This is a genomic window from Paraburkholderia aspalathi (assembly GCF_900116445.1).
In the GTDB taxonomy this organism is placed as follows: domain Bacteria; phylum Pseudomonadota; class Gammaproteobacteria; order Burkholderiales; family Burkholderiaceae; genus Paraburkholderia; species Paraburkholderia aspalathi.
This window is the reverse complement of the sequence record NZ_FPBH01000009.1, coordinates 165914-190755: the sequence shown is the minus strand read 5'-3', so window position 1 is coordinate 190755 and position 24842 is coordinate 165914. Positions and strand designations below refer to the sequence as shown.

The 24842-nt window shown below is 57.9% G+C and carries 24 protein-coding genes; 12 read left to right on the top strand and 12 right to left on the bottom strand.

Translation table 11 applies throughout. The features are described from left to right. Window positions 1–289 precede the first annotated feature (289 nt). The 5 genes from BM438_RS16520 to BM438_RS16500 form a co-directional block, all read right to left on the bottom strand. Window positions 290–1312 carry an ABC transporter permease subunit gene (locus BM438_RS16520; RefSeq protein ID WP_093635303.1) on the bottom strand — a complete coding sequence of 341 codons (1023 nt, stop codon included), beginning with the start codon at window positions 1310–1312 and terminating at the stop codon, window positions 290–292. Between the two features lie 19 nt (window positions 1313–1331). Further along, complete coding sequence (locus BM438_RS16515) at window positions 1332–2876, bottom strand: sugar ABC transporter ATP-binding protein (RefSeq protein WP_208620666.1); 1545 nt, start codon at window positions 2874–2876, stop codon at window positions 1332–1334. Window positions 2877–2969: 93 nt separating this feature from the next. Beyond that, window positions 2970–3896: an ABC transporter substrate-binding protein gene (locus tag BM438_RS16510; protein WP_372342314.1), complete on the bottom strand. Its 927-nt coding sequence runs from the start codon at window positions 3894–3896 to the stop codon at window positions 2970–2972. 111 nt (window positions 3897–4007) lie between these two features. Further along, window positions 4008–5171, bottom strand: a complete 1164-nt coding sequence (locus BM438_RS16505) for a Gfo/Idh/MocA family protein (protein ID WP_093635301.1) — start codon at window positions 5169–5171, stop codon at window positions 4008–4010. A gap of 144 nt (window positions 5172–5315) precedes the next feature. Then, window positions 5316–6035 carry an SDR family NAD(P)-dependent oxidoreductase gene (locus BM438_RS16500; RefSeq protein ID WP_093635300.1) on the bottom strand — a complete coding sequence of 240 codons (720 nt, stop codon included), beginning with the start codon at window positions 6033–6035 and terminating at the stop codon, window positions 5316–5318. A gap of 843 nt (window positions 6036–6878) precedes the next feature. Between BM438_RS16500 and BM438_RS16495 the strand changes: the two genes are divergently transcribed. The 4 genes from BM438_RS16495 (at window position 6879) to BM438_RS16480 (ending at window position 10231) form a co-directional block, all read left to right on the top strand. Beyond that, complete coding sequence (locus tag BM438_RS16495; protein WP_093635299.1) at window positions 6879–7763, top strand: intradiol ring-cleavage dioxygenase; 885 nt, start codon at window positions 6879–6881, stop codon at window positions 7761–7763. Continuing rightward, complete coding sequence (locus BM438_RS16490) at window positions 7760–8107, top strand: Dabb family protein (RefSeq protein ID WP_093635298.1); 348 nt, start codon at window positions 7760–7762, stop codon at window positions 8105–8107. The genes BM438_RS16495 and BM438_RS16490 overlap by 4 nt, the downstream gene beginning before the upstream one ends. Before the next feature lie 108 nt (window positions 8108–8215). Further along, window positions 8216–8794 carry an NADPH-dependent FMN reductase gene (locus tag BM438_RS16485; protein WP_093635297.1) on the top strand — a complete coding sequence of 193 codons (579 nt, stop codon included), beginning with the start codon at window positions 8216–8218 and terminating at the stop codon, window positions 8792–8794. A 78-nt stretch (window positions 8795–8872) separates the two neighbouring features. Continuing rightward, a complete protein-coding gene (locus BM438_RS16480; protein ID WP_093635296.1) occupies window positions 8873–10231 on the top strand; it encodes an amidohydrolase family protein in 1359 nt (452 codons plus the stop codon). 158 nt (window positions 10232–10389) lie between these two features. On the opposite strand, the gene BM438_RS16475 is transcribed toward BM438_RS16480, so the two are convergent. The 3 genes from BM438_RS16475 to BM438_RS16460 form a co-directional block, all read right to left on the bottom strand. Continuing rightward, window positions 10390–11316 (bottom strand): LysR family transcriptional regulator, encoded by a 927-nt coding sequence (locus tag BM438_RS16475; protein ID WP_093635295.1) that lies wholly within the window; start codon window positions 11314–11316, stop codon window positions 10390–10392. A 205-nt stretch (window positions 11317–11521) separates the two neighbouring features. Next, complete coding sequence (locus tag BM438_RS16470) at window positions 11522–13216, bottom strand: ABC transporter substrate-binding protein (RefSeq protein ID WP_093635294.1); 1695 nt, start codon at window positions 13214–13216, stop codon at window positions 11522–11524. 613 nt (window positions 13217–13829) lie between these two features. Then, complete coding sequence (locus tag BM438_RS16460; protein ID WP_093635292.1) at window positions 13830–14081, bottom strand: AMP-binding protein; 252 nt, start codon at window positions 14079–14081, stop codon at window positions 13830–13832. A 358-nt stretch (window positions 14082–14439) separates the two neighbouring features. Between BM438_RS16460 and BM438_RS16455 the strand changes: the two genes are divergently transcribed. Genes BM438_RS16455 through BM438_RS44860 form a run of 3 tightly spaced genes read left to right on the top strand, consistent with a single transcriptional unit; the run spans window position 14440 to window position 16617 of the window. Further along, on the top strand, window positions 14440–15189 hold the full coding sequence (locus BM438_RS16455; RefSeq protein WP_093635291.1) for an electron transfer flavoprotein subunit beta/FixA family protein: 750 nt from the start codon (window positions 14440–14442) through the stop codon (window positions 15187–15189). 23 nt (window positions 15190–15212) lie between these two features. Further along, complete coding sequence (locus BM438_RS16450; RefSeq protein ID WP_093635290.1) at window positions 15213–16169, top strand: electron transfer flavoprotein subunit alpha/FixB family protein; 957 nt, start codon at window positions 15213–15215, stop codon at window positions 16167–16169. Window positions 16170–16224: 55 nt separating this feature from the next. Beyond that, complete coding sequence (locus BM438_RS44860; protein ID WP_143131712.1) at window positions 16225–16617, top strand: hypothetical protein; 393 nt, start codon at window positions 16225–16227, stop codon at window positions 16615–16617. Here BM438_RS44860 and BM438_RS16445 read toward each other — a convergent pair. Both BM438_RS16445 and BM438_RS16440 read right to left on the bottom strand, forming a co-directional pair. Beyond that, a complete protein-coding gene (locus BM438_RS16445; RefSeq protein WP_093635289.1) occupies window positions 16606–17553 on the bottom strand; it encodes a LysR family transcriptional regulator in 948 nt (315 codons plus the stop codon). The two genes, BM438_RS44860 and BM438_RS16445, sit on opposite strands and share 12 nt — an antisense overlap. 10 nt (window positions 17554–17563) lie before the next feature. Beyond that, window positions 17564–18352: an SDR family oxidoreductase gene (locus BM438_RS16440; protein ID WP_093635288.1), complete on the bottom strand. Its 789-nt coding sequence runs from the start codon at window positions 18350–18352 to the stop codon at window positions 17564–17566. Window positions 18353–18741: 389 nt separating this feature from the next. On the opposite strand from BM438_RS16440, the gene BM438_RS16435 reads away from it, so the two are divergent. From BM438_RS16435 to BM438_RS16415, 5 genes are read left to right on the top strand one after another with little or no spacing between them, the layout of a single operon-like run. Continuing rightward, complete coding sequence (locus BM438_RS16435; protein WP_244179386.1) at window positions 18742–19920, top strand: alpha-hydroxy acid oxidase; 1179 nt, start codon at window positions 18742–18744, stop codon at window positions 19918–19920. Beyond that, entirely contained in the window at window positions 19917–20408 is a 492-nt protein-coding gene (locus BM438_RS16430; RefSeq protein WP_093635286.1) for an aromatic-ring-hydroxylating dioxygenase subunit beta, read from the top strand. Before BM438_RS16435 ends, BM438_RS16430 begins: the two co-directional genes overlap by 4 nt. 16 nt (window positions 20409–20424) lie before the next feature. After that, window positions 20425–21657 carry an aromatic ring-hydroxylating oxygenase subunit alpha gene (locus BM438_RS16425; RefSeq protein ID WP_244179385.1) on the top strand — a complete coding sequence of 411 codons (1233 nt, stop codon included), beginning with the start codon at window positions 20425–20427 and terminating at the stop codon, window positions 21655–21657. Further along, entirely contained in the window at window positions 21654–22904 is a 1251-nt protein-coding gene (locus BM438_RS16420) for an NAD(P)/FAD-dependent oxidoreductase (protein ID WP_093635284.1), read from the top strand. Before BM438_RS16425 ends, BM438_RS16420 begins: the two co-directional genes overlap by 4 nt. A gap of 42 nt (window positions 22905–22946) precedes the next feature. Beyond that, window positions 22947–23264: a non-heme iron oxygenase ferredoxin subunit gene (locus tag BM438_RS16415; protein ID WP_093635283.1), complete on the top strand. Its 318-nt coding sequence runs from the start codon at window positions 22947–22949 to the stop codon at window positions 23262–23264. 15 nt (window positions 23265–23279) lie between these two features. On the opposite strand, the gene BM438_RS16410 is transcribed toward BM438_RS16415, so the two are convergent. Together BM438_RS16410 and BM438_RS16405 are read right to left on the bottom strand one after the other, a co-directional pair. Further along, window positions 23280–23852, bottom strand: a complete 573-nt coding sequence (locus BM438_RS16410) for a DUF2889 domain-containing protein (protein ID WP_093635282.1) — start codon at window positions 23850–23852, stop codon at window positions 23280–23282. A 106-nt stretch (window positions 23853–23958) separates the two neighbouring features. Beyond that, a complete protein-coding gene (locus BM438_RS16405) occupies window positions 23959–24804 on the bottom strand; it encodes an enoyl-CoA hydratase-related protein (protein ID WP_093635281.1) in 846 nt (281 codons plus the stop codon). Between the last annotated feature and the right edge of the window lie 38 nt (window positions 24805–24842).

Sequence of the window (24842 nt, the reverse complement as noted above, 5' to 3'; positions counted from 1 at the left end):
TTGATTGCAACTTCCCCTGGGTCGTAAACCGGTTCTTTCTTCTCTGCGTTCTGAATGTTCTGCGGATACCTAAGCTGATCGCCGGCTCGTCGTATCGCCGTCTGGTCTCCTGAGACTAAAACTGCGTAGCGATGCCCGCAAACGCACCAGAAAGCGTGTACAACGTTGCATTTCCGTTTCCGTTGTTCGCATTGGCGTGGTACACCGCGCCGGTCAGAGACGTTGTGCGCGTCAACGTCGTATCCGGGATGATTTTTCTGTATTGCGCTTCGGCCGCGCATATTGAGAATCAGGTGCGGTTCTCACCGCTGCGACGGACGCGATCGAGGGCCACGGCCGCGATGATGACAAGGCCCTTGATAATGAATTGCCAGATGTCAGATACACCCAAGATGACAAGCCCATTGGAGAGTACTGCGATAATCAAAGCTCCAACCAGCGTCCCCCAGATAGAGCCCACGCCACCCACGAAACTTGTCCCGCCGAGGATAACCGCTGCAATCGCGTCAAGCTCGTAGCCCTGGCCGATCTGAAGACCATTCGCAGCATAAAGCCGCGCTGCGGACATCACGCCACCGAGACCGGAGAGCAGCCCGGAGACGGCATACACAAAGAGCAGAATCAGAGGGACCTTGATGCCCGAGAGGCGGGCTGCCGCAGGATTTCCACCAAGGGCATATATCCAGATGCCGAGCACCGTACGACGAAGGACGATCCAGGAGATCAGGATAACGGCGAGCGCGATGATTGCGAGCACGGGCACGCCCAGGATACTTGCATTGCCTATCCACGCGAAGCTCAGGTTGGGATTCATCACCGTGCCGTCGTTACCGAACAATCGCGCTAATCCTCGCACTGCGGTGAGCGACCCGAGCGTAACGATGAACGGCGGCAGCTTGAAATAGGCGATCAACCCACCGTTGAGCAAGCCCAAAACTATGCCGGTAATGAGTCCCACTGGGAGCGCAAAGGCACCGAATGTGGGATTGACGGAACACAACATGGCAGTCATTGCCGCGGTAGCCAGCATTGATCCCACTGAAAGGTCAATGCCTCCCGTTAGGATCACGAACGTCATGCCGGCGGCCAATACCGTATTGATGGCGGCCTGCTGCGACACAATTGCGATGTTTTGGCCGGTGAAAAACGTGCCTTCTGTCGCAAAATTAAATGCGAAGCAAAGGATGATCAACACCGGCAACATGCCGATTGCGCTAATCAGTCTTCGAATGTGCACCTTACGCGCCGACATTCCGATGCGCTCTGTCGATGTCTGGGCCGCGGCTGGGCCTCCGATCGTTGATTTGCTCATTTCCGTCTCCGAATCTGTTTCAAGCGGCATCAAGGGTTGCATCCGCCCCTGCCGCCAGAGCCATGATGTTTTCCTGCGTGATCGCCTCCTTGTCCGGGCCGCCGACCTCGCCGACGATATGCCCCGCCCGCATCACAAGGGTGCGATCGCAAACCCCGATGATTTCCGCCAGCTCGCTCGATATCACTACGACACCGATTCCCTGGCGAGCCAGGTCGTCGATAAGGCGATATATCTCTGATTTAGCGCCAATGTCCACACCGCGCGTCGGCTCGTCGAGAATCAGCACCTTGGGTCCGATTTGCAGCCAACGTGAAAGCAAAACCTTCTGCTGGTTTCCTCCAGAGAGACTACCCACGTTGACCATAGGGCTCGCCGCCCGGATACGAAGTTGTTCAAACGCCGAATTTGCGCGACTCTTCCCTTTTGCAAGGTTGAGAAAGCCGCCTTGGAGTGAATCTGAAGCAATGACGCCAATATTGAGGTTTTCGGCGCACGACATGTCGAGAAAGAGGCCAAGTGCCTTACGGTCCTCCGTCAGGTATGCCAACCCGTTCCTGAGTGCGTCCGACGGTTGACGAATGTTCACCTCGAGGCCGTTGATGAAAACTTTCCCGCCCGTTTTTTCATCGGCCCCATAGATCAGTCGCGCAAGCTCGGTACGGCCAGAGCCGACCAGCCCGGCAATTCCCAATACCTCGCCTTGATGGAGCTGAAAGCTGCTTGGCTTGACTTTGTCGCCGTCTGAAATGTCTTTTGCTTCGAAGATGACAGGACCACGGCTACCGCCTGAATCGTGCTCTTTCATGTAAAACGTCGAGAGATCCCGACCGACCATCATCTTGACGATAGTCTGTGCCGATAAATCATGACGCTCAATCGTTCCCACAAATCGCCCGTCGCGCAGCACGGAGACACGATCGGAGAGGTCGTAGACCTCTTCCATACGGTGGCTGATGTAAATGATGGCGATGCCTTCGGCACGCAATTGCCTGATCAACGCAAACAGCCTCTCGCTCTCGCGAGACGACAGGGCCGTAGTGGGCTCATCCAGAACCAGGATTCTGGACTTCGCGTGCAACGCGCGGCCAATCTCCACCAGTTGCTGCTCTGCAATCGAAAGCGTGCCGACGATCGTGCGAGCATTGAAGGGCACGTCGAGTCGCTCCAGGACGTCGCGACATCCGGCATACATCGCCTTGCGATTGGCCATTCCGCGAGCTGAAACCTCGCGCCCCAAGTAAATGTTTTCGGCAACCGTCAGATTGGGGGCAAGGCTCAATTCCTGATAAATGATCGATATGCCATGATTCTTCGCCTCCTGCGGATCGCCAATGGTGACGGGCTGACCATCGATTAGAATCTCGCTTCCCGAGTCGGCCTCATAGGCCCCCGAGAGGATCTTCATAAGAGTCGATTTTCCTGCGCCGTTTTCACCCATCAGCGCAAGAACTTCACCACCCCATGCGCGCAGTTCGACGCTGTCAAGAGCCTTGGTGCCAACAAAGGTCTTGCTGACGTTCCGCATTTCGAGCAGAGGAATTCCGTTATCCGATGGCATCATGTCTCCTTGTGTGTGCTGGCCGGCGCGCGCCGTACGCCGAAGCGCGCGCGGTGCCCAATGCAGCGCTCACGCGCTGCATCGACAGAGGGTTGATTAGCCGCCCCAGCCCTTGTACGACGCGACGTTGTCACGCGTGACCAGTTTCGGATCAAGCAGAATCACAGGCACATCGGGCTTTTTCCCCTTTGTCAGGATGTCGTTGCCAATATCGAAAGCCCTCATTGCCATCGAGTACGGGCTCTGGGCCACCGACGCCTGGACCGACGAATTCGATTTCAGCAACGTCTCCACTTCCGGCGAGCCATCAACGCTGAAGATCATGACGTCCTTCCGGCCAAACTGTTTGGCCGCCAGATCCGCCCCGATGGCTTCCTGATCACAGACCGTGAACACACCATCGACTTTCGGGAACCGGGTCAGTAGCGACTGCATGACCGTCAGACCACCTTCACGCGTTGCCTTGGCGTTCTGGTTGTCGGAGAGGACTTCGAATTTGCCTTTGCTTAGAACCGACTGGCAACCCTTGACCCGATCCTGGATGGACGATACGGCCGGCCCATTCAGGATGACCACCTTGCCTTTCCCGCCGAGCTTGTCCGACAGGTACTGGCAAGCCATCTCGCCCGCCTTGAAGTTGTTGGTCTGTACAGTCGCCACCGCACCCTCTGCGGAAACATCGACCGCGATGACCGGAATGCCTGCTGCTTCGGCGCGTTTGATTGCCGGCAGAATCGCCTTAGGATCATCCGCAGTCAGAATGATCAAATCCGTCTTGGCGGAAATGAAATTGTCGATCTGAGCGAATTGCTTGTTCAGGTCGTAATCCGATGCGACTGTCGTGACCTTGGCGTTTGGATTGATCTGCTTTGCGCGATCGGTAACGCCCTTGGAGATTGCGATCTGAAAGGGATCGCCGAGGGAATAGATTGCAACGCCGACCGAATTGATATCCTTCGCTGACGCCACGCCTGTAAGCAGACCCATGGCTGCCAGACCGAGTACAACTTTCTTTAACATCATTGTCTCCATTTCTGATTTAAAAACCACTACGACGTCACGCTCGGCAGAGCGTGACAAAAGTCGGAATTGGAAGGCTCGCAAGCTCGATCATCGGGTTTGCGACGACTTTATTCATCGAGTAAGCGTGGTCCAGGCTCCACCCTTCTCGTTAGACCGAACAGCCGCATCGATCAACGCCATGGTGTCCACTCCGTCCGCAATGCCTGGTATGCCGTCGAGGTAAGACTGGTACGGCAAATCGAGACGTTTGGCGATCAATGCCTTCGCGAAATCTGCGTACAGGTTTGCGAAGGCAAGCGCGTAACCTTCGGGGTGCCCAGCCGTGAATCGCGTCGCAGCGGTTGCAGCCGGCGAGAGGCTGCTGTATCCCCGAGCCAGCCGGACAGCGGGCTTACCAGGCGGCTTGAACCAAAGCACCTCCGGTTCTTCCTGAACCCAGGTGAGACTGCCTTTCTCTCCAAAAATCCGGAATGAGAGGCCATGGTCGTTTCCCGTTGCGACATAGCTGCCCCAGAGCCGCCCGCGAGCACCGCCTTCGAACCGTGCCGTCATATAAGCGTTGTCGTACACTTCGCGACCTTCGGCGAAGGTCGTCATCTCAGCAGAGACTTCCTCGATGCGGAGTCCGGTGATGTATGAAACGATATGGTGAGCGTGGGAGCCAACTTCGCCCAAGAGGACGCCCTTGCCCATCGCAGACTCGCGAAACCGCCAATGGCGGTCCGGATTTTGCGGGTCAGCCACAAAGCCCGCGCACAGTTCGCCTTCAATACATTGAATCTTGCCGAGTGCACCCGACGCCACCATCGCACGCGCTTCCCGAACCATCGGATAACCCGTGTAGCAATGCGTGAGGAGAAACAGCCGATTGTGTTGTTTGACGAGGTCATTGAGGCGTTGGGCTTCGCCAAGATCGCGGCTTAGTGGCTTTTCACAGATGACGTCGATCCCTTTCTCCATGAATGCGCTAGCCACTTCAAAATGCAACTGTGGCGGGGTGGCGATTACTACCGCGTCGATGCGGTCTTCGCGCGCTGCTTCGCGCTCTGCCATCACACGAAAATCGGTGTAGATCCGGTCCTCGTCGATCAATTCCGCTCGCGCAGAAGCTTTCGCAATCTCCGGGTCAATTGACATCGCGCCAGCGACCACATCGTAAAGACCGTCGGTTCGCATCGCGACAAGATGGGTGCGACCGATGACAGAATCTTTTCCACCGCCGACCAGACCAACTCGAACGCGCCGGCCAAATTGAGTAAGAAGATCAGTAGACATGTGTTTCACCTGCAATATGCCTGCAGTACGAGCTGCAGGCTGTTTGGAGTTTCGCCGACCATGCGAGGAGCGCACGGCCCACGTCAATAGAAGCAGCTCTTTTGAATCGATGATGCGATCCGTTACCGCATCCTTGCATCTCGGCTACTGGGCGAGATATCCGCCGTCGATCACCAGTTCGCTACCGGTCATAAACGAGGACTCATCACTCGCAAGGAACAGACATACATTCGCGACTTCCTCGGACGTGCCCATGCGTCCCATCGGCGTCTTCGCGATGATCTCGGCGTTCATGTCATCCGACTGGTGCTCAACGAGTGGCGTTCTGATCAATCCGGGATGCACAGAGTTCACTCGAATATTCTCGGGCGCGTAGGTCACGGCGGCGTTCTTGGTCATGTTTCGCACCCCGCCCTTTGCTGCGGCGTATGCCGCGGCCCCCGCGACACCAACAATGCCCCACATGGACGAGAAATTGATAATCGAGCCTTTGCGCATCGCGCGCATAGACGGCAACACGGCCTGGATGCCAAGGAAGCTGCCAGTGAGATTGACGTTGAGCACTTTCTGCCAGCTGTCCAGATCGGTGCCGTCCAACGTTTCATAACACCCGACAATGCCTGCGTTGTTCACGAGCACGTCGATGCGTCCGTGACTGGCAATCGCCGACTCGACAACGCGTGTCCAATCTGCTGGCGAGGACACGTCAAGTTGCTGAATGTCGAAGCCACGTGAATCACCCGTTGAATTGATATCAGCCGCAATGACCGTAGCGCCTTCGCGTGCGAAAATTTGCGCTACCGTCAATCCGATGCCCTGTGCAGCACCGGTGATCAAAGCGACTTTGCCTTTAAGGCGGTCCATTTTCTATCTCCTTTCTGATGTCCGCTATTCGCAGTTCTGTTTTCGACTTCCTCAACACGTTCCGTGGCCACCTACTGTGGCATCGCCACTGGTATCTCTAGCCCGGAACTGTTTTTATCTATCAGCGTCTCTCAGCACTCGAACGTTCTGGGCCGAAGATAGCGATCCTGAGGTCCGGTCGGCGGCCCGATGGAACCGCGGCCCGCGAACTCGCGGCCAGTAATCTGTGGAAGGGAAGCGCTGATGTGGGGGACGGGCTTGCGGACGTCCACGCCGGGCCGTGATCATATTCATGAGGACCGGTGCCGCAGATGCCGCACGGTGTTGCTATGACAAGCACCTGTCCCAAGCTCGGTTTTCGTGGGGCATACTTCATCGGCGCAAAGATCGCGCTTACCATGAACCCGGACTGCTTTCATCGATGGTCTCCTACCAGGCCGCCCGGGCCAGGTGAATCGGTGGGTTTGCCGACTTCGTTGTCACCTTTGCAACGCCGCGTTGCGTTTCGTGGCATGGCTGTAGACTATTCGAACGTGCGCTAAAGAAATATGCGTGCCCGCGAAATCATATTTCCGGCAGGTGGAAATATCTTTGCGGTGACCACCTTGAAGGGGAAAGTCCATCCGGATTTCCCCGGGAATGGGACGACGACACGACGGCATCCGAGAAAATCTGGCCATCGTTCATTAGCGTCAAAACAAATAATTCGATTTCGGTCCAACGATCGTTACGGCTGATTCATCCACCTAGCGGAAATGTCATTTCACTTTGACGCATTTCTTTTCCGTTATGAGGTCGTTAACCTGTCGTCTCATGCACACGCGCACAACGGAGACGACAGCGATGCGCAACATCAACGAGGACACCATTACGCAGGCCGTACTTGCGTCAATGGACGATCGCTGCGACAGCAGACTACGCACGATCATCACCAGTCTGGTGCAGCATCTTCATAGCTTCGTGCGCGATATCAAGCTCACCGAGGCGGAGTGGCTCAAGGCCATACAGTTTCTGACTGAAGCTGGACACATCACGGATGACAAGCGTCAGGAATTCATTCTGCTTTCGGACACGCTTGGCCTGTCGATGCTCGTGATGGCGCTGAACCACAAAAAGCCGACCCACTGCACGGAAGCAACCGTATTTGGTCCGTTCTATGTCGAGGGCGCGCCGGAATACGAAAACGGCGCGGATATCGCGAACGGCGCGCGAGGCGAGCCGTGTTTTGTAAGCGGCCAAATCCGCGGTCTTGACGGCACGCCGGTGAGCGGCGCACGGATCGACGTCTGGCAGTCCGACGAAGACGGATTCTACGATGTCCAACGGTCGTCCGATGGTTCGGGTTCCGCAGCCCACCAGGCGCGCGGCAGGCTATACAGCGGCATTGACGGGAAATTTCAGTTTCGCTCGATCCTCGCTGAGGCATATCCGATTCCCCACGACGGCCCCGTGGGCCGAATGCTGGAAGCGCTCGGGCGGCATCCATGGCGGCCGGCACACCTGCATTTCATGATTGTGGCGCCCGGCTACGAAACGCTGATCACCCATGTATTCCGCGATGGAGACAAGTATCTCGACTCTGATGCGGTGTTTGGTGTTCGCTCAACGTTAATCACCGACTGGGTCGAGCACGATCCTAGCGTGGCGCCGGACGGTACAAAAATGAAAAAGCCGTTCTATACGGTCAATTACGACTTCGTACTAAACCCCGCGGAGGTTCATGCATGATCCGACATATTGTCATGTGGCGAGTTAGCGGTGAGACCCCGCAAGAACATCAGAAAGCCCGCCGGCTCGTCAAGGAGAGCTTTGAAGGGCTACGTGGTCAAATTCCAGGCATGCTGAAGCTTGAAATCGGACTCGATTCGAGTGCGGTCGACTATGCCTGTGATGTCGTTCTCATCACGGAGTTTGATTCACAGGCCGCTCTTGACGCCTATGCGACGCATCCGGAGCACCTGCGAGTGCGAGAGCTACTTGGCAATATGAGAACAGCGCGTTTTCAGGTCGACTATTGCGTCGAGACGACAGCCGACTCCGCTGGACCGCGGATAAGCGCGATCAACGCCTGAGTTGGCGCACGTGCATGCCCGAGCATATGCAGCATTGGGCATCAACCTGATCGTATCGATACACATGGTCCCTCAGGGCCATCACATAACTACTTCCTAAGGAACATCATGTCTGATCAAAACCCCCTGCGTCTGGTGACGCTTGTCGGAAGCCTGCGTCGTCTTTCTTTCCACGCAGCCATCGCCGACTCCCTGCAGACGTTAGCGCCGGAGAATGTCCAGGTGACGAGGTTACCCTCCGTTGGGTTGCTCCCCCACTACGACGCGGATGTTCAGGCCGAGGGTTTTCCGCAAACTGTGCTTGAACTTGGAAACGCAATTGGTGAAGCGGACGGAGTCATCATCGTCACGCCTGAATACAACTATTCGGTTCCCGGTGTGCTGAAAAATGCGCTGGACTGGCTTTCGCGTCTCCCGACAGCCCCGTTTGCAGGCAAGCCCGTTGCGATCCAGTCGGCGTCCCCTGGCATTTTTGGAGGCGCCCGCGCGCAATACCATTTGCGCCAGAGCCTGGTATTCCTCGATTCGCAGGTGCTGAACAAACCCGAGGTTATGGTAGGCGGAGCCGCAAGCAAGCTAGACGTAGAGGGCAAGAGCGTCACGGACCCGCAGACGCGCGAAATCATCTCCGCTCAACTGAAATCCTTTGCTGCCTTTACCATGCAGCACAAACTGGCAATCAAATAAGCCCGTTGTGGCGGCGAGGCGGCGACAACAAATTCGCCTTACCGGGATACAGCCCACTAGAACCAGGGAGACGCGTTGATGAAGATGCTGATTACAGGCGGTCATGTAGTCACGATGGACCCGGCCATCGGCAATGGCCGCTTCAACTTATTGATCGAGAATGACCTGATTGTCGCTGTAGGACCGCAGGTCCAGGCGAACGATGCTGAACAACTCGACGCTACCGGTTGCATTGTCATTCCGGGGCTCATCAACGCGCACATGCACACGTGGCAGACCGCGCTGCGCGGGGTGGCGGCTAACTGGACATTGCCCACCTATTTCCGTAGCGTCCATGCGGGACTAGCAACGCTGTTCAACCAGGATGACCTTTACATCGGGACGCTCGTGGGTGCGCTCAACCAGCTGAGTCTTGGCACGACCACGCTGGGCGACTGGTGCCACAACAATCCGACGCCCGAACACACGGATCGCGCGATCGACGGACTGCTCGAGTCAGGGATCCGCGCCGTGTATTTTCACGGTTCCCCAAAGCCAGATCCGAAACCTGGGCAGAAGCACTTCAGCGAGATTCCCCATCCACGTAGCGAAATCGAGCGCCTGCTGAAGAACAGGTTCACAAGCCGCGACGCGCGCGTCACGCTCGGCATGGCGATCCTCGGCCCTCATTACTCGACCTATGAGGTAGCCGAGCATGATTTTCTGCTTGCCGCCGAGTACGAACTGATCGCCAGCATGCACTGCGCAGGGCTCGAGCCGAAGACGCCCGATGGTTGGGAACGTCTGGCCGAGCGCGACCTTCTTGGCCCGACCACCAACATCGTCCATGGTAACAATCTGAGCGACGCGCAACTCCGGATGATGATCGGCCGTGGGGTGACCTTCTCTGTCGCGCCCGAGACGGAAATGACTCAGGGACACGGCCATCCGATCACTGGCCGATTGCGTGACGCGGGCGGGGCGCCGTCACTTGGTGTCGATCTCGAGTCAGCCATCGCAGGCGACATGTTCACGGTGGCGCGGGTCGCGTTGGCCTCGCAGCGTGCGTTGGACAATGCGCAGGCTCGGGTCGACAGCGGGCAGTTGCCGAGTCATTCGACGATTTCCACGTCGGACGCACTCAGTTGGATAACGATTCGCGGCGCAGAGGCACTTGGCCTGCAGGATCGAATTGGGTCGCTCACGCCGGGCAAGCAAGCCGATGTCGTGTTGATTCGTGCAGACGGTTTGAGTATGCGACCGGTGCACGACCCTGTTTCGTCAGTGCTAATGCAAGGAAGTGCCGCAAACGTCGACACGGTGTTAGTGGCTGGCGAGTTCAAAAAGCGCGCCGGAAAACTTCTTTACGAGCAGTTGGAGCAACGGCTCGACGAACTGGACGCCTCGGGCAGCCGTATCAACGAGCGTTTCGCGGAACTCGCTACAAGCACGGGTTGAAGCGACGTCCAAAGCGGACCTTTGGTCTGGTCGCTCGACGCTCGCTCATCACCAGTTGCGCATAACGACAGGCAAGGACGCGACGCTGCGCCTGGTGCCATGTCCCGGATTTCGCGAGCCCTCGGAAGTGAAAGCGCAGCACTGGCGCATATGACCAATCACGCAGCCTCCGTCAGCCATCGTTTTTCCAAATCCAGATTCTTCACCCGTTCGATGAGGAACTCTGTGAAAGCCCGAATTTTCGCCGGCTGATACTTACGACTCTGATACGCAAGATTGATCGTGAGTGGCGGCAGCTTCCAGTCCTCAAGAACCGGAATGAGCCTCCCCGAAACGATGTCATCGTAGATGATGTACAAAGGCTGGATGACCATTCCAAGGCCAGCTCGGCCAGCGCCAACGATGACCTGACCTTCGTTCGAATCGAGCACGCTTTCGATCCGGATGTGACGCTCATCTTCGCCCTTGCGCAGGTGAAGCATATAGGGATCTGCTGCGAGGTTATATACCAGCATCTGATGCGTATCGAGATCCTCCGGTGTGCGAGGACGTCCATGCAGTTGCAGATAGCCCGGTGAAGCAGCGATCACTCGCCGTGTTTCGGCGAGCCTCCGCACTGTGATTCCGGAGTCGTGTTCATGCTCCTTGGTACGTATTGCCACATCGATCCCCGCCTCGATGAAATCCTGATACTGATTCGCCGTCACAATCTGCACGGAAAGGTCCGGGTACCTCTTCCTGAGTTCGGGGAGTGCTGGAGCAATATGCATCATCGCGAACGAGACTGAACTCGTTACCCGCAAAACGCCACGAGCGACCACGCATTCGTCGGAGACGATTGATTCTGCCTCTGCCATTTCTGCAAGCATTGCAGAACATCTCTGGTGGTAGTCATGCCCAACATCAGTCAGCCACATCCTCCGGGTAGTCCGCTCTATGAGGCGTGCCCCCAAACGTTCTTCGAGCGCGCTCAGCGTGCGACTTGCCGAAGCGTTCGACATATCGAGTCTATCGGCGGCTTTCGAGAGGCTGCCCAGTTCGCCAGTCAGGACGAACAACTCTATCTCGCTCCACCGATCCGCCATTTTTTGTTCCTCTACAAGGAAAACTGGGATCTGATTATTGCGGAGGGGCAGACAAAGACAAAGCGCGCAGGTGTCCACTTTGAGAAAAGTTCATTTTGGACTTTTTTGAAGGTGCCGCGGCCCAACGCGAGACTGTGCCAGGCATCTCATGGGGATTGGCAAGTACGCATCGCATTCCGACCATCTTCGCGTTCGACCGGGTGCCTCAACTCTCGCGCGCTTGAAGGATGCGGTCGATACGCTGTTGAGACCGGACCAGCGCTTCTTTCGGTTTGATCTCGCCGCGCATCATTCGATGAATCTCTTCGCCGAGGATCGACGTCATTCCTGAAAACTCCGGGATTGGGGGGCGTTGCCAATACTTCAGTTGATCGTTTTGCGCGAGTCTATCTATGATCTCGATGACGCCACTCATGCCTTTGACCTCAGGATCTGCGCTGACACTAAAGCGCGGACTGACCAGACAGCCATTCTGGACGTAATACTTGATCAGCTCGGGGGACGTAAGATATTGGGTAACACGCCACGCCATATCAACACGTTTCGGATCAATGTTCCTGGGGATACCGAGCGCGTATCCGCCCATTGGCGAGATGCATTGTGTTCCCACCGCGCGCGGATGAGGAAGAAAACCGGACCGTTTGTGGGCAGGCGACCCCGAATCAAATTCGAAGCGCGCTGCGCGAACCGACCAGACATATCCGGTCGCAATCTTCCCTTCGGCATAAAGTTGGCCGACGTCGTCCCAAGCGAGGTGCAGCAGGTTTGGTGGTGCGAAATTCTGGAGAGCGAGAAGATACTCTGCCGTCGCAAGACCTTCCGGGCTGTCGATCATGCATGCGATCCGCTCGCCAGAAAGTTGTGAAAGATCGAAATCTCCGTCGATCACCGGCAGATCAAGCGGTGACCTGCCGAAGTCACCCAGTAGTTGTAAGAATGTATGCCCGATGGGGGTTCCACGCGCAGCACAGAAAGCAACCCCAGCGATGTCCGGTCGCCGCTTCTTAAGTAGACGAAGAGCATGCAACGTTTCGTCGACGGTTGTGGGGGGCGCGAGACCGAGAGATTCAAAGATATCTGTCCGATAAAAAAATAGCTCGGCGGTCGGCTCGATTGGAACGCCGTACCGGACTCCATCGTAGCTCGCGGCATTCCAGCTCGCAGGATGGAAGTCGGAGGGGTTCATGTTGCTGCTTTCGAGCAGAGCATCAATCGGCATCAGTACACCCTTCTGCGCATACTCGCCAATCTGTGGCATATCGAAATCGATGATGTCGTAATGAGAGACTGCTCGCTGGGCATCGTTAAGGGTCAGTGTTCGAACATCATCTATCGATGCACAAGTGATCTCAACCTTGCCACCCAACCATTGTTCGAGCTCCTTTTGAGCACGCGCGAGGATGAGAAACGTCGGGTCGTCGGTGAACAAAAAACGCATTGTATTCTTGACCCCGATCCCCTGACGCAGGATTGCGGGCCCTGAGATAATGTTGGCAGCCATATAGGACGCACCGAAATAGTAGCTACTACGTCCCTCGGCATCAGTTGGAAACCCAAAGGTCTGAGCGACTATGTCCTTCATTCGCAGCGCATAGTCGTGAAAGCGGGCGATCATGTCCTCACTGGGATGCAGGGAGAACGATTTCCCGGTCGTAGTGCGCTCCCGCTTGATGATCAGTTCCTCCTCCAACATCTGATCGATCTTTCGCACCGCCGTGCTGTAGGGCATGTTCGCGGCGTGTGCCAGGCTGGTTACTGTCACCAGCTTGTTCTCCAGATGCCTGCGGATTACGAAAAGCAGAATATCCCACGTTGCCTCATTGATCCCTAGACACTCGTTTGACAACGCCCGCGCCTTCTCGGCGAAGGAAATGATCGTCAACAGTTCTTGCTTCGTCACCGCTCTCGCTCCTTGTCTCCATGTGCCTGACTCAACGGCCGGCTTCAGTTTTTTTTGCAGCGACAGAATCGCGTTGACTACCGGAAGGTTGTTTGGCTTCTAGTTTGCTGCCGATGCCCGCGTGCTGCTGATAGGAAGTATATTGTGTTTCTACAAGTGGACCGGCGAACTAAAGGGGCCTCGCCGGAAGCGGGTGACGGCAGGTCTGCCGTATCCTGGAGGGCCCGAGTGGCGGCACGGCGCCTGACCACCCGCATCATAGGCACCGCAGATTCGAATGCCGTGCCGGTTCGCGGCCAAACTAGCGCTCAAGCCCGATGTGACGGAGGCAGCATACGAACCGCTCCTCAGTCGCATCGCCACAATGACTACGTCGTCACGGGTCTTTGCGCGCCCCCGTCCCAGCAATCGTCCGTTCTGACTGATAGAGTCTGTTTCTGGATTCTTTGCGTCGGTGTCTTCGAGAAGTCGTCCACGATGGCGATGAACCGTGGCACCTGGAATCGCGCCATGCGTTTCTCGCACCACGCAACGAACAGCGCGTAGTCAAACGTGGCCGGCTTGCTTTTCAGCTTGAGAAATATTTTCAGGTCTTCGTCGGCGAACTCGTTCACTACGCCAATAAGGCGCTCTCTTCGACATCTGGATGCGAGTTGACGACGTTCTCCACCTCCCAGGCTGACACATTCTTGCCCCTTCGCCGCAGGCTATCTTTCTTTCGAGCAAGGAAGAAGAGGTAACCGTCTTCGTCCTCCCGCCCGAGATCGCCGGTATAAAGCCAACCGTCGCGGATTGTTTCGGCAGTCTTGTCCCGAAGTTGCGCAGCGGCGCCCGGGATCGTCTGGCGGAAGGCAGCCGATTCCAACAGTTGCCCGCAAAGCGCGGCCAGGTTTGACTCCCGCTCTGCCTGAACAAGGTCTACCCATCATCCTACCCATACTACGACTGCAACACCTCATCCAACACAGGAACGCTATCTGCCGACGCGTGTTCGTGCAAGGAACTGTTCGCGGACGCGCGCAAAAAACAGGCGAGTCTTGACGGGTGAGTATTACAGGCGGCGGTCAGCGTGAAACCTCTGCTCCCTTAAGTTCACATCGTGAAACTCGATCACGATCTCCCTTCAGTGAGCCTCGTTCTTCCTGCAACAATTCGCGCAAGATTTTCGTCGACGATCTGTCCTTCTATCCGATCGCGCCGGTGACGAAAAGAAAGGGGCGTATATGAAAATCCTGGTGCCAGTGAAGAGAGTGGTCGATTACAACATGAAAGTCCGGGTGAAGTCGGATGGCACGGGCGTCGACATCGCGAACGTGAAGATGTCGATGAATCCGTTCGACGAAATCGCGGTTGAAGAAGCCGTTCGTCTGCGTGAAGCGGGCGTGGCGACCGAAGTGATCGCCGTGTCGGCCGGCGTGACGCAGGCGCAGGAAACGCTGCGCACGGCGCTCGCGATCGGCGCGGACCGCGCGATCCTGATCGAGTCGAACGAAGAACTGCAGCCGCTGGCGGTGGCCAAGCTGCTGAAGGCGCTGGTCGACAAGGAACAGCCTGGGCTGGTCATCCTCGGCAAGCAGGCCATCGACGACGATTCGAACCAGACCGGCCAGATGCTGGCTGCGCTGGCGAATCTGCCGCAGGCCACGTTCGCTTCGAAGGTTGTCGTTGCAGACGGTAAAGCCACCGTTTCGCGTGAAGTCGATGGCGGCGCGGAAACGCTGTCGCTGAGCCTGCCGGCCGTGATCACGACCGATCTGCGCCTGAACGAGCCGCGCTACGTGACGCTGCCGAACATCATGAAGGCGAAGAAGAAGCCGCTGGAAATCGTCAAGCCGGAAGACCTGGGTGTCGACGTGACGCCGCGCCTGAAGACGCTGAAAGTCGTTGAGCCGCCCAAGCGCTCCGCCGGTGTGAAGGTGCCGGATGTGAAGACGCTGGTCGAGAAGCTGAAGACCGAAGCCAAGGTGCTCTAAGGACAACGCAGGAGACGGACGAAATGACGAATCTGGTAATAGCTGAACACGATAATGCGTCGATCAAGGCCGCGACGCTGAACACGATTGCAGCGGCGCAGAAGATCGGTGGCGATATTCACGTGCTGGTGGCAGGTCACAACGCGCAAGCCGCAGCGGATGCCGCAGCGAAGATTGCAGGTGTTTCGAAGGTCCTGCTGGCCGACGCGCCGCAACTCGAAGCAGGGCTGGCCGAAAACATCGAAGCAACGGTGCTGAACATCGCGAAGGACTACACGCACATCCTCGCGCCGGCGACTGCTTACGGTAAAAACATCGCGCCACGTATCGCCGCGAAGCTCGACGTTGCACAGATCAGCGACATCACGGCTGTAGACAGCGCCGACACGTTCGAGCGCCCGATCTACGCGGGTAACGCCATCGCTACCGTTCAATCGGCTGACCCGATCAAGGTCATCACGGTCCGCACGACGGGTTTCGACCCGGTCGCAGCCGAAGGCGGCAGCGCAACGGTCGAGAAGATCGAAGCCGCAGCGGACAGCGGCCTGTTGCAGTTCGTGAGCCGTGAAGTGACGAAGCTGGACCGTCCGGAACTGACCTCGGCGAAGATCATCGTCTCGGGTGGCCGGGGTCTTGGCAATGGCGAGAACTACACCAAGGTTCTGGAGCCGCTGGCGGACAAGCTGAACGCAGCGCTGGGCGCATCGCGCGCGGCAGTGGATGCGGGCTTCGTGCCGAACGACTATCAGGTCGGCCAGACCGGCAAGATCGTCGCGCCGCAACTGTACGTGGCAGTCGGCATCTCGGGCGCGATCCAGCATCTGGCCGGCATGAAGGACTCGAAGGTCATCGTGGCGATCAACAAGGACCCGGAAGCGCCGATTTTTAGCGTCGCCGATTACGGTCTGGTGGGCGATCTTTTTACTGTTGTGCCAGAACTGACTGCCGAGGTGAACAATCTCACGCTCAAACAGGCCTAAAGAATGTAGCCACCAATCGGCCGCCACTTTCTCGAATCTGCCCAGAGGACCAAACATGCGTCCGATCGTTGATCATAAGCACGGCTTTTCGGCAAAGCGTGGTGCCAGACTAGAACGTTTTCGAACACAGCGCAGCTCACACACCGCCGTTCAACGACCGCGCATGTTCCCCTCAACATGTGGTCAATCGCACAAACACTGGCTAGTCATCAAGCCGGTCACATCGATCAATGTGCCCAAGATAAAAGGCTATTTCACGAACCTGTACAAACGTATTCACACACTGTTGAGAGACATGGTTCTGCACGCAACAATATCTTGGGATCTTTTAATCTCCACCTCAACGCCTTACGGTTTTGCAGAAGCTGCTGGCTGGTCGACTAGTTTCCGCCAGTCTGCGAATCATTCCAGTCGCCATTCGACGCCGGGTTATCAATCAGGAAGATAGGGACTGAGAAAGCGCCGTTACCGCGGCCTCATCGGCGCGCATGCTCGCCGGCAAATCCTCGCGAAGCAGATCGACCCAGGTCTTTATCTTCGCGTCGACATACTGGCGCGACGGATAAAGCACGTAGACATTCAACTCCTGCAATCGAAATTCGGGCAGCAGACGCACCAGAGTACCGTCGCGCAACCCCGGCAACGCACATGGAAGCGGAAGTGGCGCGACGCCACCGCCTCGCCGCAACCACGCGGCAAGCGCTTCAGCCGTATTGGCCTGAAAAGTCGAACCTTCGAAGGTGACCCGTTCGGTAATGCCGCCTCCCGACAGGGTCCAGCAACTCATCGGAAACAACGTGGAATTCAGACGGACGCAATTGTAACGAGCCAGATCGGCGGGCTCACGTGGAAAACCGAGCCGTTCCACGTAGTCCGGCGCAGCACACAGGACGCTGTAGGTCGTGCCCAGTTGATGACCGACGAGTCCCGAATCCTGTAGTGACGACGCGATGACGATCGCCACGTCGTAGCCTTCATCCAGCATATCCGGAACGCGCTGCGCGAGCGTCAGTTCAATCGACACAGCGGGGTAACGCTCCTGATACCGCGAGATAGCCGGGACAATGTAGTGCTGACCGAAGCTGGTCGTCGCATGAATGCGCAAGCGTCCGTGCGCGACAGCGTGCGCATTCGACGCCTCCGCTTCCGATTCGTCGACGCGCACCAGGATGTCTTCACACCGCTGGCGAAACCGCTCGCCAGCTTCGGTCAAGGCGACGCGGCGAGTGGTCCGGTTTAGCAGCCTCGCGCGCAGATGCGATTCGAGCTGCGAGACGGCTCGCGACACATAGCCTGGTGAGAAACCCAACTCTTCTGCCGCGCTACGGAAACTGCCGGTGTCGCATACGCGGACGAATACGCGCATGGTCTGGAATTTGTCCATTCGAGAGCGGCTAGATAACTGCCGACATACCTCCGTCGACGTTGATCGCCGTCCCCGTAATGTACGAAGCGTGGTCCGATGCTAAAAAGCATGCGATGTCGGCGAACTCCCCCGGCTCACCAATTCTTCCAAGCGGAATCTGCCGGTTGCCGATCTGCTGCTGCGCAAAATCCCCTCCGTCGCGCGGCACGTTATGGCCAAGCAGCCGCTGAATCTGGTCGCTCTGAATGAGTCCCACAAGCAGCGCATTGGCCAGCACATTGTGCGGCGCGCCTTCCTTCGAAAGTATTTTTGTCAGCGCCAGTTGCGCGGCCCTCGTCACAGCAGTTGGTGCCGTGCCAGCGGCCGGCGCTTTCGCGAAGGTATTCAGAACGTTGATCACCCTGCCCCATCGCCGCTCGATCATGTCTGGCCACACAAGGCGCGTCATTCGCACGGTTGCCATCAGTTTGACATCGATATCGTGTGACCACATCGCGTCGGTGATGTCGTGAAAGTGGCCCAGTGCGTGGCCGCCGGCGTTATTGATCAGGATGTCCAGTGGCCCGAGCTGCGCCCGTACTGCGTGAAAAGCCGCGTCAATCTGGGTAGGTTGCGTCACGTCGCACACATGCGCCGCAACGCGACGCGGCCCCGCTTTCTCTTTGATCGCCTCGTAGGCTTCGTCTAGTGCCTCACGCCCGCGAGCGACGATCGCGACGTGCGCGCCGCTCGCCGCCAGCCGCAGCGCGGTCGCAAGACCCAGCCCTTTGCTCGCGCCAGTAATCAGCGCGGTACGCCCCTGCAGGTCGATGTTCATCTCAAGGCTACCTGTTCTGGTTGCGTTAGCGACGGAATCGCGAATCCCGGATGACGAGGAGAGCCGCGCATGTCTTAACTACCGCGCCATTGAACACTGAGCGACTTGGCCGAACAAGCGGGCAAGCGGTCCGCATTCGCACTGCGTGTCACATTGTGAACCGATCGTCCCGAACACACCCGTGTCCGCGCCACCCAGATATCAACAAGAGTTCATATCGTGAACTCAGTCATGTCGATCCCGCCTGTGAGACGAAAACGCGTGCCTATACTCCGCAGACATCACTTAAAACCGAAAGCCGGACACAGGATCCGTCACAGTCTGGAGACAACGTGCAAGAGAGTTCGACTACGCAATCAAGAGTTTTTACGTCGGTTGAGCGCCGGGCAGTGCCTCGAACATCCCCGGTCAAGGCGTACAACATCGCTGATCTACGTCTGGCCGCCCGGCGCGCGCTTCCTCGCGGGCTTTTCGAATTCGTCGATCGAGGCACCGAAAACGAATACGCGCTGCGGAGCATGCGCGCCGCCATCGAACGGGTAGGATTCAGGCCTCGCGTGCTCGTCGACGTATCCGCGCGCACGCAAAAGACCTCGTTGTTCGGTATTCCTGCCGACATGCCGCTTGCGGTGGCCCCCACCGGGGCGGCCGGCCTGTTGTGGTTCGACGGCGAAATCGAGATCGCACGCGCGGCGGCACGAGCGAATATCCCGTTCACGCTGTCGACTGCGTCGATCGTCTCGCTCGAACGTGTCGCCGATGAAGCGGGCGGACGGCTGTGGTTCCAGCTTTACATGTTCCCCGATCGGCAGCTCTCCTATGAACTGGTCGACCGCGTGCGCAGCGCTGGCTATGAAGCGCTGATCGTCACCGTCGATACGCCCGTCACACCGAATCGTGAATACAACCGTCACAATGGCTTCACGCTTCCGATGCGCATTAACCGGAGTAACGCACTCGACGTCGCCTGCCATCCGCGCTGGCTCTTCAATGTGTTCGCCCGCTACATGCTGCACTCCGGCATTCCGACGCTGGAGAATTATCCTGAGAGCATGAAGCGTCGGCTGGATCAGGCACCGAGCCCGCTCAAGAACGACTCAGTTAGTTGGGACGATCTGAAGGAATTGCGCAAACGCTGGAATGGTCCGCTGATCGTGAAAGGCATCTTGCGCGCCGATGATGCCCAGCGGGCCCGGGAATGCGGCGCCGATGCGCTCATCGTTTCGAACCACGGGGGCCGCAACCTGGACGCTTCGGTACCGCCGTTCGCCGTGCTACCCGAGATCGTCGACAAGGTCGGCACGAGCATGGACGTAATGATCGACGGTGGATTGCAACGCGGCAGCGACATCGTGAAAGCGCTGGCCATTGGCGCGAAATGCGCTTTTGTCGGCCGCGCGCCGCTGTGGGGTGTTGCAGTCGACGGCGAAGCGGGCGCCTTTCTGGCGCTCGACATCTTACGTACCGAGATCGACCGGGTACTGGCTTTTACGGGCTCTCCTTCCCTGCAGGCGGTTGACCGAAGCCTGCTTCACCTTGACGATACCAACTTCCCCGCGCCGCAATGAAACCGACTCCTTCCCCTTTCCCGCCTGAACTGACCCGCGAAATCGCGACCCTGTACGAGGATTATGCAGCCGTCGTCGATAGCTGCAATCTCGAAGAATGGCCGGGCTATTTCACCGACGATTGCCTGTACCGCGTAATCCCACGCGAAAACTACGACGCCGGCCTGTCGCACGCGACGATTTACTGTGAAGGTATCGGCATGGTACGTGACCGTGCCGCAGCAACACGAGACTGTACGGTCTATGAACCCCGCTACCTCCGCCACTTTCTGAGCGGTGTCCGGATTTCGAAGATCGAATCGGAAGTGATTCATGCCACAGGGTCATTTCTCGTCATCGAATCGGTGTCCGATATGCAACCGTATGTGCTTCTGGTCGGGCAATACGTCGATAGGATCGTCGCCGGACCTGACGGAATGAAGTTCAAGGAACGCTCGTGCGTGTACGACAACTACCGCATTTTCAACTCACTTGTTTTTCCCGTTTGAGAGGCGACAGATGAACATGCAAGCGACAACGGCCACACCGCGCACCTGGCCCGAAGGCGGTATCACCCGCGTTCCCGCGTGGATCTATTCCGACGAAGAAATCTTCCGCAAGGAGCTGACCACATTCTTCTCCGGCGACACGTGGAGCTTCGTTGGACTCGAGTGTGAAATCCCCGATGTCGGCAGCTTCAAGCGCGCGTGGATGGGCGACAAACAGGTTATCGTTGTACGCGACGAGGACGGCATCAACGTCGTCGAGAACCGCTGCGCGCATCGCGGCGGCGCAATTTGCTGGAAAAACAGTGGCGAAGTGAAAGACCTCACCTGCGTCTACCACCAGTGGAATTACAGCCTCAAAGGCGAACTGCGGGGCATCCCACTCAAGCGAGGCGTCCACGGCGCGGGGGGAATGCCCGAAGACTTTGACGCGAGCAAACACAATTTGAGGCGCCTGCGCGTTACCGTACGCGGCGGCGCGGTGTGGGCATCGTTCAGCAACACCGTGCCGGAGTTCGCCGATTATTGCGGTCCGGAACTGCTCAAACGGCTGGACCGTCTGCTATCGGGACGGCCGCTACGGATGCTCGGGGTGTCGCGGCAACTCATTCCTTCAAATTGGAAACTGTACTTCGAAAACACCCGCGATCCGTATCACGGCACCTTGCTGCATACGTTCTTTATCACGTTCGGGCTGTATCGCGCGGATTCGAAACACATCACGTCACCAACCGAAAGCGGCAAGCACTCGTGCAACTATGCGGTACCCGGCGATCGGAGCAAAGGCGAGGACATCACGAACGAACTCACACGGTTTCGGGGCGATCTGCAACTGAACGACATGGAGACAGTGCGTTACTTCGACGAGTACGGCGACGGCGAAATGTCCGCGATGCAGGTCTTTCCAAGCGTATTCGTCCAACAGCATGCCAACATCCTCGCGATGCGCAGCATCGTGCCGAAATCGACCCGCGAAGTGGAAGTAATCTGGACGTACTTCGGCTATGCGGACGACGATGAGCATCTGCAACGCATCCGTCTGAAGCAGTCGAACCTGCTCGGGCCGTCCGGATTCGTATCGATGGACGACAGCGAACTGCTCAAACAGATGCAGAACCAGGTAGCCGGCTATCCGGGCTCGGTCGGCGTCGTCGAAATGGGCGGACATGGCACGGAAACCCAGGTGACCATGGCCACCGAAGTCGGCATCCGTGCGTTTTACGACTATTACCGGCGCGAAATGAGCCTATGAGTCGGACGACCCACCAGACAATCGTGATTGTCGGCACCGGATATGCCGGTTGCAGCGCGGCGCTCGAACTACGCAAGCGAGCCTTCGAAGGGCGCATCGTGATGATCGGCGACGAACCGCATCTGCCGTATGAGCGCCCCTTGCTGTCGAAAGCGGCAATCGTGGGTGTGCCCCCGCTGCTGCATCCGGCGGCACATTACGCGGCGCAGCGTATCGACATACTGGCCGGCACACGCGCGGATCAGCTCAACCTGGACGAGTCGAGTGTGTCGCTGTCTGATGGAACGCCAGTGCGCTACGACGCGCTGTTGCTCGCAACCGGCGGCACCGCACGCAGGTTGAACGTGCCTGGCGCCGAATGCGCAATGACATTGCGAACTTTCGACGACGCATTGCGTTTGCACGAACGCTTGCGTCAACCCGGGCATATGACCATTGTCGGCGGCGGCGTGATCGGACTGGAGATTGCCGCGCTAGCCCGTACGATGGGCTGGTCGGTCATCGTCCTCGAGTCGGATCAACGACTGATGGCCCGTGCCGTATCCACGCATGTCAGCATGTTTGTCGCCGATGTGCACCGTGAGGAAGGCGTCGACATCCGGCTAAACGCACAGCTGATCGCGTTGCGCAACGGAATGAACGGCCGAGTCGAAGTCGTGACGGAATCGGCTGTATTCGCGTCCGACCTGGTGGTGGCCGGCATCGGTATGCAGCCGGATATCGCACTCGCGGCCGATGCTGGAATTGAAACCGACGGGGCGATCGTCGTCGACGAACTCGGGCGAACGTCCTCACATGGCGTATTCGCGACCGGCGACGTCGCAAGTTTCTGGCACGCGCGCTACGGGCGCCGGATGCGGCTCGAAAACTGGCGGCACGCTTCAGCACACTCAACGATCGTCGCGGCCAATATGGTCGGACACCACGTGCGCTATGACGAAGTGCCGTGGTCCTGGACGGACCAGTACGGCATGAACATGCAGATTGTCGGCTTGCCTGCGGACGCTGATCAGACGGTGCTACGTGGTGACCCCGGAGAACGGAAGTTCGTCGCGCTGCATCTGCGCGAAGGGCGTCTTACCGGCGCCACGCTCGTGAATCAGGGTAAGGACATGCGCCCCTGCAAGGCGTTAATCGAATCCGGCGTTACGCTGGACGCAGACCGCTGGCGAGACACATCCCTCGATCTGCGCCGCCTCGCTGCTGATGTAATCGTAGCCCCCAATGTAATTTCCTTGTCCGCATAACGCGCCACCTGGTGTGGCTAATCAGTTTCGGGAGTTCAGGATATGGGTTGGATCAAAGCCATTTGCACGGCCGACATCGCCGCAGGCGAATGCCAGGGCGTCGAATTGAACGGGATCGAGATCGCGATCTACAACGTCGACGGCCGCTTTCATGCGACGTCGAACATCTGCACGCATCAGAAAGCCTATTTGACAGAAGGCTATCTGGACGGCGAATTCATCGAATGCCCCCTGCATCAGGGACGTTTCAACGTCGTCACCGGTGACGCCGACGGTGCGCCCGTCACGCAACCCGTTCGCGTCTTCCCGATCGTCGTCGAAGGCACGGATGTGCTCATCGACGTCGGCAATGAAAGCTGAATACGTGCCTGAAGCCTAGTCGCTCTCCGTGCTTTTCCCGCCCGTGTAGTACGCGGGCCATCTGCGCATCACGACGCCACGATTGCTCGCATACGCAAAGCAGCTATCTACCTTCAGTGGCTTGCCATTGCTGTCCAGCGAGTCAGGCCTCCCCAATCGAGCCATCGTCAGCGATTGATACGCCGCCGTTGCCATCGGAGTCAGGATTTCCATCAGATGCGTGCAGCTTTGCGCGCCGCCCAAACGATTACGCACTTCCCGGCTCCAACCACCGGCGATCCGCAATCCCTTGAGCACCTGCAACGTACCTGTCGCCGATACGCAGTCCGCGTAAGGCGCCGAGTGCGTCGTCGCACTGACGTCAACTACGCACATTTCCTGATCGATCACCAGCTTGACGGTCATATCGTGAATCGGCGCACCTGCCGGCACAACCTTGGTCCCACCAGGCGAGGTGAATTCGTGCGGCTTGCGATCGGTCACTCGGCCTTCGATCTCGAAGAGGCCATCGGCGCGTTTCCACCCGCGCATGTCGATGCGTCGGAAATGCAGCTCTTCGCGCGTCATCGTTTCATCTGTTTCGGTCATATCGGTTATTCCTGTCGCTACAGTTTTCAGTTCGGGTCCAACGCAAAGCGCCCGGCGCGTCTCGTCGCATGTAAGCAATCATGCGACGAGACGCGCTGCTCGACCTCTATTGCAGTTCAGGCCAGAAACGCGGCGGACGTTTCTCGAAGAACGCGCGTTGCGCTTCGTGCGCTTCGTCACTCTCGACGAAATTCGGCGACATCAGATGGGCATGACGGCGTACGTCGCCCGCCATTTCATCGATCTCGACGTCAAACACCGCCTTCAGGATGCGAATGCAGGTCGGACTGCCGTCGAGTACATAACTGCACCACTTCAACACCTCCTGTTCGTGGTCGGCGAGTGGCACGACTGCATTGACGAGCCCCCATTCGAGTGCTGTTTTCGCATCGATCCGACGCCGCGTAAGCCACATCTCGCGCGCACGCTTCGCACCGATCACCCGAATCAGATAGCGCACCATATAACCGTCTGCGGGACTGCCATGGCGAGATCCGATCTGCCCGAATATGGCGTTGTCCGCCGCCACTGTCAGATCACACGTATAGGCAAGATGGTTGCCGCCACCAATCGCATAGCCGCGCACGGCGGCGATCACGGGTTTCGACGAAAAGCGGACGACGTGATTCGGCGGCACGTCGAAAAACCAGTCGGCAGTCGTGCGCTCGCCTTCCCAATTCACGTCGCCGCCCGTCGAAAACGCGCGATCGCCGACGCCTTGCAGCACCACGACGCCCACACCGGGATCGCGGTTAGCCACTTCGACCGCGATCATCAGATCACGCATTGTCTTGTTGGTGAAAGCGTTGAGCACCTTCGGCCGGTTGATCGAAATTCGCGCCACCGACCCACCGATCGAGCGTGTGCAGCGCTCGTAAAGTACATCGCCGAGATTCGGTAAATCGGACGGTGTTTCCCACGACGTAAAAGTGACTTCAGGTTGTTCTTGCATGATGCCCTCAGGAATTCAAAGATGATCTCAATGAGTTG

Excerpts from the sequence above, each read along its gene's own strand:
- BM438_RS16520 (WP_093635303.1), bottom strand. The coding sequence starts at position 1,312 with ATGAGCAAATCAACGATCGGAGGCCCAGCCGCGGCCCAGACATCGACA.
- BM438_RS16515 (WP_208620666.1), bottom strand. The coding sequence starts at position 2,876 with ATGATGCCATCGGATAACGGAATTCCTCTGCTCGAAATGCGGAACGTC.
- BM438_RS16510 (WP_372342314.1), bottom strand. The coding sequence starts at position 3,896 with ATGATGTTAAAGAAAGTTGTACTCGGTCTGGCAGCCATGGGTCTGCTT.
- BM438_RS16505 (WP_093635301.1), bottom strand. The coding sequence starts at position 5,171 with ATGTCTACTGATCTTCTTACTCAATTTGGCCGGCGCGTTCGAGTTGGT.
- BM438_RS16500 (WP_093635300.1), bottom strand. The coding sequence starts at position 6,035 with ATGGACCGCCTTAAAGGCAAAGTCGCTTTGATCACCGGTGCTGCACAG.
- BM438_RS16495 (WP_093635299.1), top strand. The coding sequence starts at position 6,879 with ATGCGCAACATCAACGAGGACACCATTACGCAGGCCGTACTTGCGTCA.
- BM438_RS16490 (WP_093635298.1), top strand. The coding sequence starts at position 7,760 with ATGATCCGACATATTGTCATGTGGCGAGTTAGCGGTGAGACCCCGCAA.
- BM438_RS16485 (WP_093635297.1), top strand. The coding sequence starts at position 8,216 with ATGTCTGATCAAAACCCCCTGCGTCTGGTGACGCTTGTCGGAAGCCTG.
- BM438_RS16480 (WP_093635296.1), top strand. The coding sequence starts at position 8,873 with ATGAAGATGCTGATTACAGGCGGTCATGTAGTCACGATGGACCCGGCC.
- BM438_RS16475 (WP_093635295.1), bottom strand. The coding sequence starts at position 11,316 with ATGGCGGATCGGTGGAGCGAGATAGAGTTGTTCGTCCTGACTGGCGAA.
- BM438_RS16455 (WP_093635291.1), top strand. The coding sequence starts at position 14,440 with ATGAAAATCCTGGTGCCAGTGAAGAGAGTGGTCGATTACAACATGAAA.
- BM438_RS16450 (WP_093635290.1), top strand. The coding sequence starts at position 15,213 with ATGACGAATCTGGTAATAGCTGAACACGATAATGCGTCGATCAAGGCC.
- BM438_RS44860 (WP_143131712.1), top strand. The coding sequence starts at position 16,225 with ATGCGTCCGATCGTTGATCATAAGCACGGCTTTTCGGCAAAGCGTGGT.
- BM438_RS16445 (WP_093635289.1), bottom strand. The coding sequence starts at position 17,553 with ATGGACAAATTCCAGACCATGCGCGTATTCGTCCGCGTATGCGACACC.
- BM438_RS16440 (WP_093635288.1), bottom strand. The coding sequence starts at position 18,352 with ATGAACATCGACCTGCAGGGGCGTACCGCGCTGATTACTGGCGCGAGC.
- BM438_RS16430 (WP_093635286.1), top strand. The coding sequence starts at position 19,917 with ATGAAACCGACTCCTTCCCCTTTCCCGCCTGAACTGACCCGCGAAATC.
- BM438_RS16425 (WP_244179385.1), top strand. The coding sequence starts at position 20,425 with ATGCAAGCGACAACGGCCACACCGCGCACCTGGCCCGAAGGCGGTATC.
- BM438_RS16420 (WP_093635284.1), top strand. The coding sequence starts at position 21,654 with ATGAGTCGGACGACCCACCAGACAATCGTGATTGTCGGCACCGGATAT.
- BM438_RS16415 (WP_093635283.1), top strand. The coding sequence starts at position 22,947 with ATGGGTTGGATCAAAGCCATTTGCACGGCCGACATCGCCGCAGGCGAA.
- BM438_RS16410 (WP_093635282.1), bottom strand. The coding sequence starts at position 23,852 with ATGACCGAAACAGATGAAACGATGACGCGCGAAGAGCTGCATTTCCGA.
- BM438_RS16405 (WP_093635281.1), bottom strand. The coding sequence starts at position 24,804 with ATGCAAGAACAACCTGAAGTCACTTTTACGTCGTGGGAAACACCGTCC.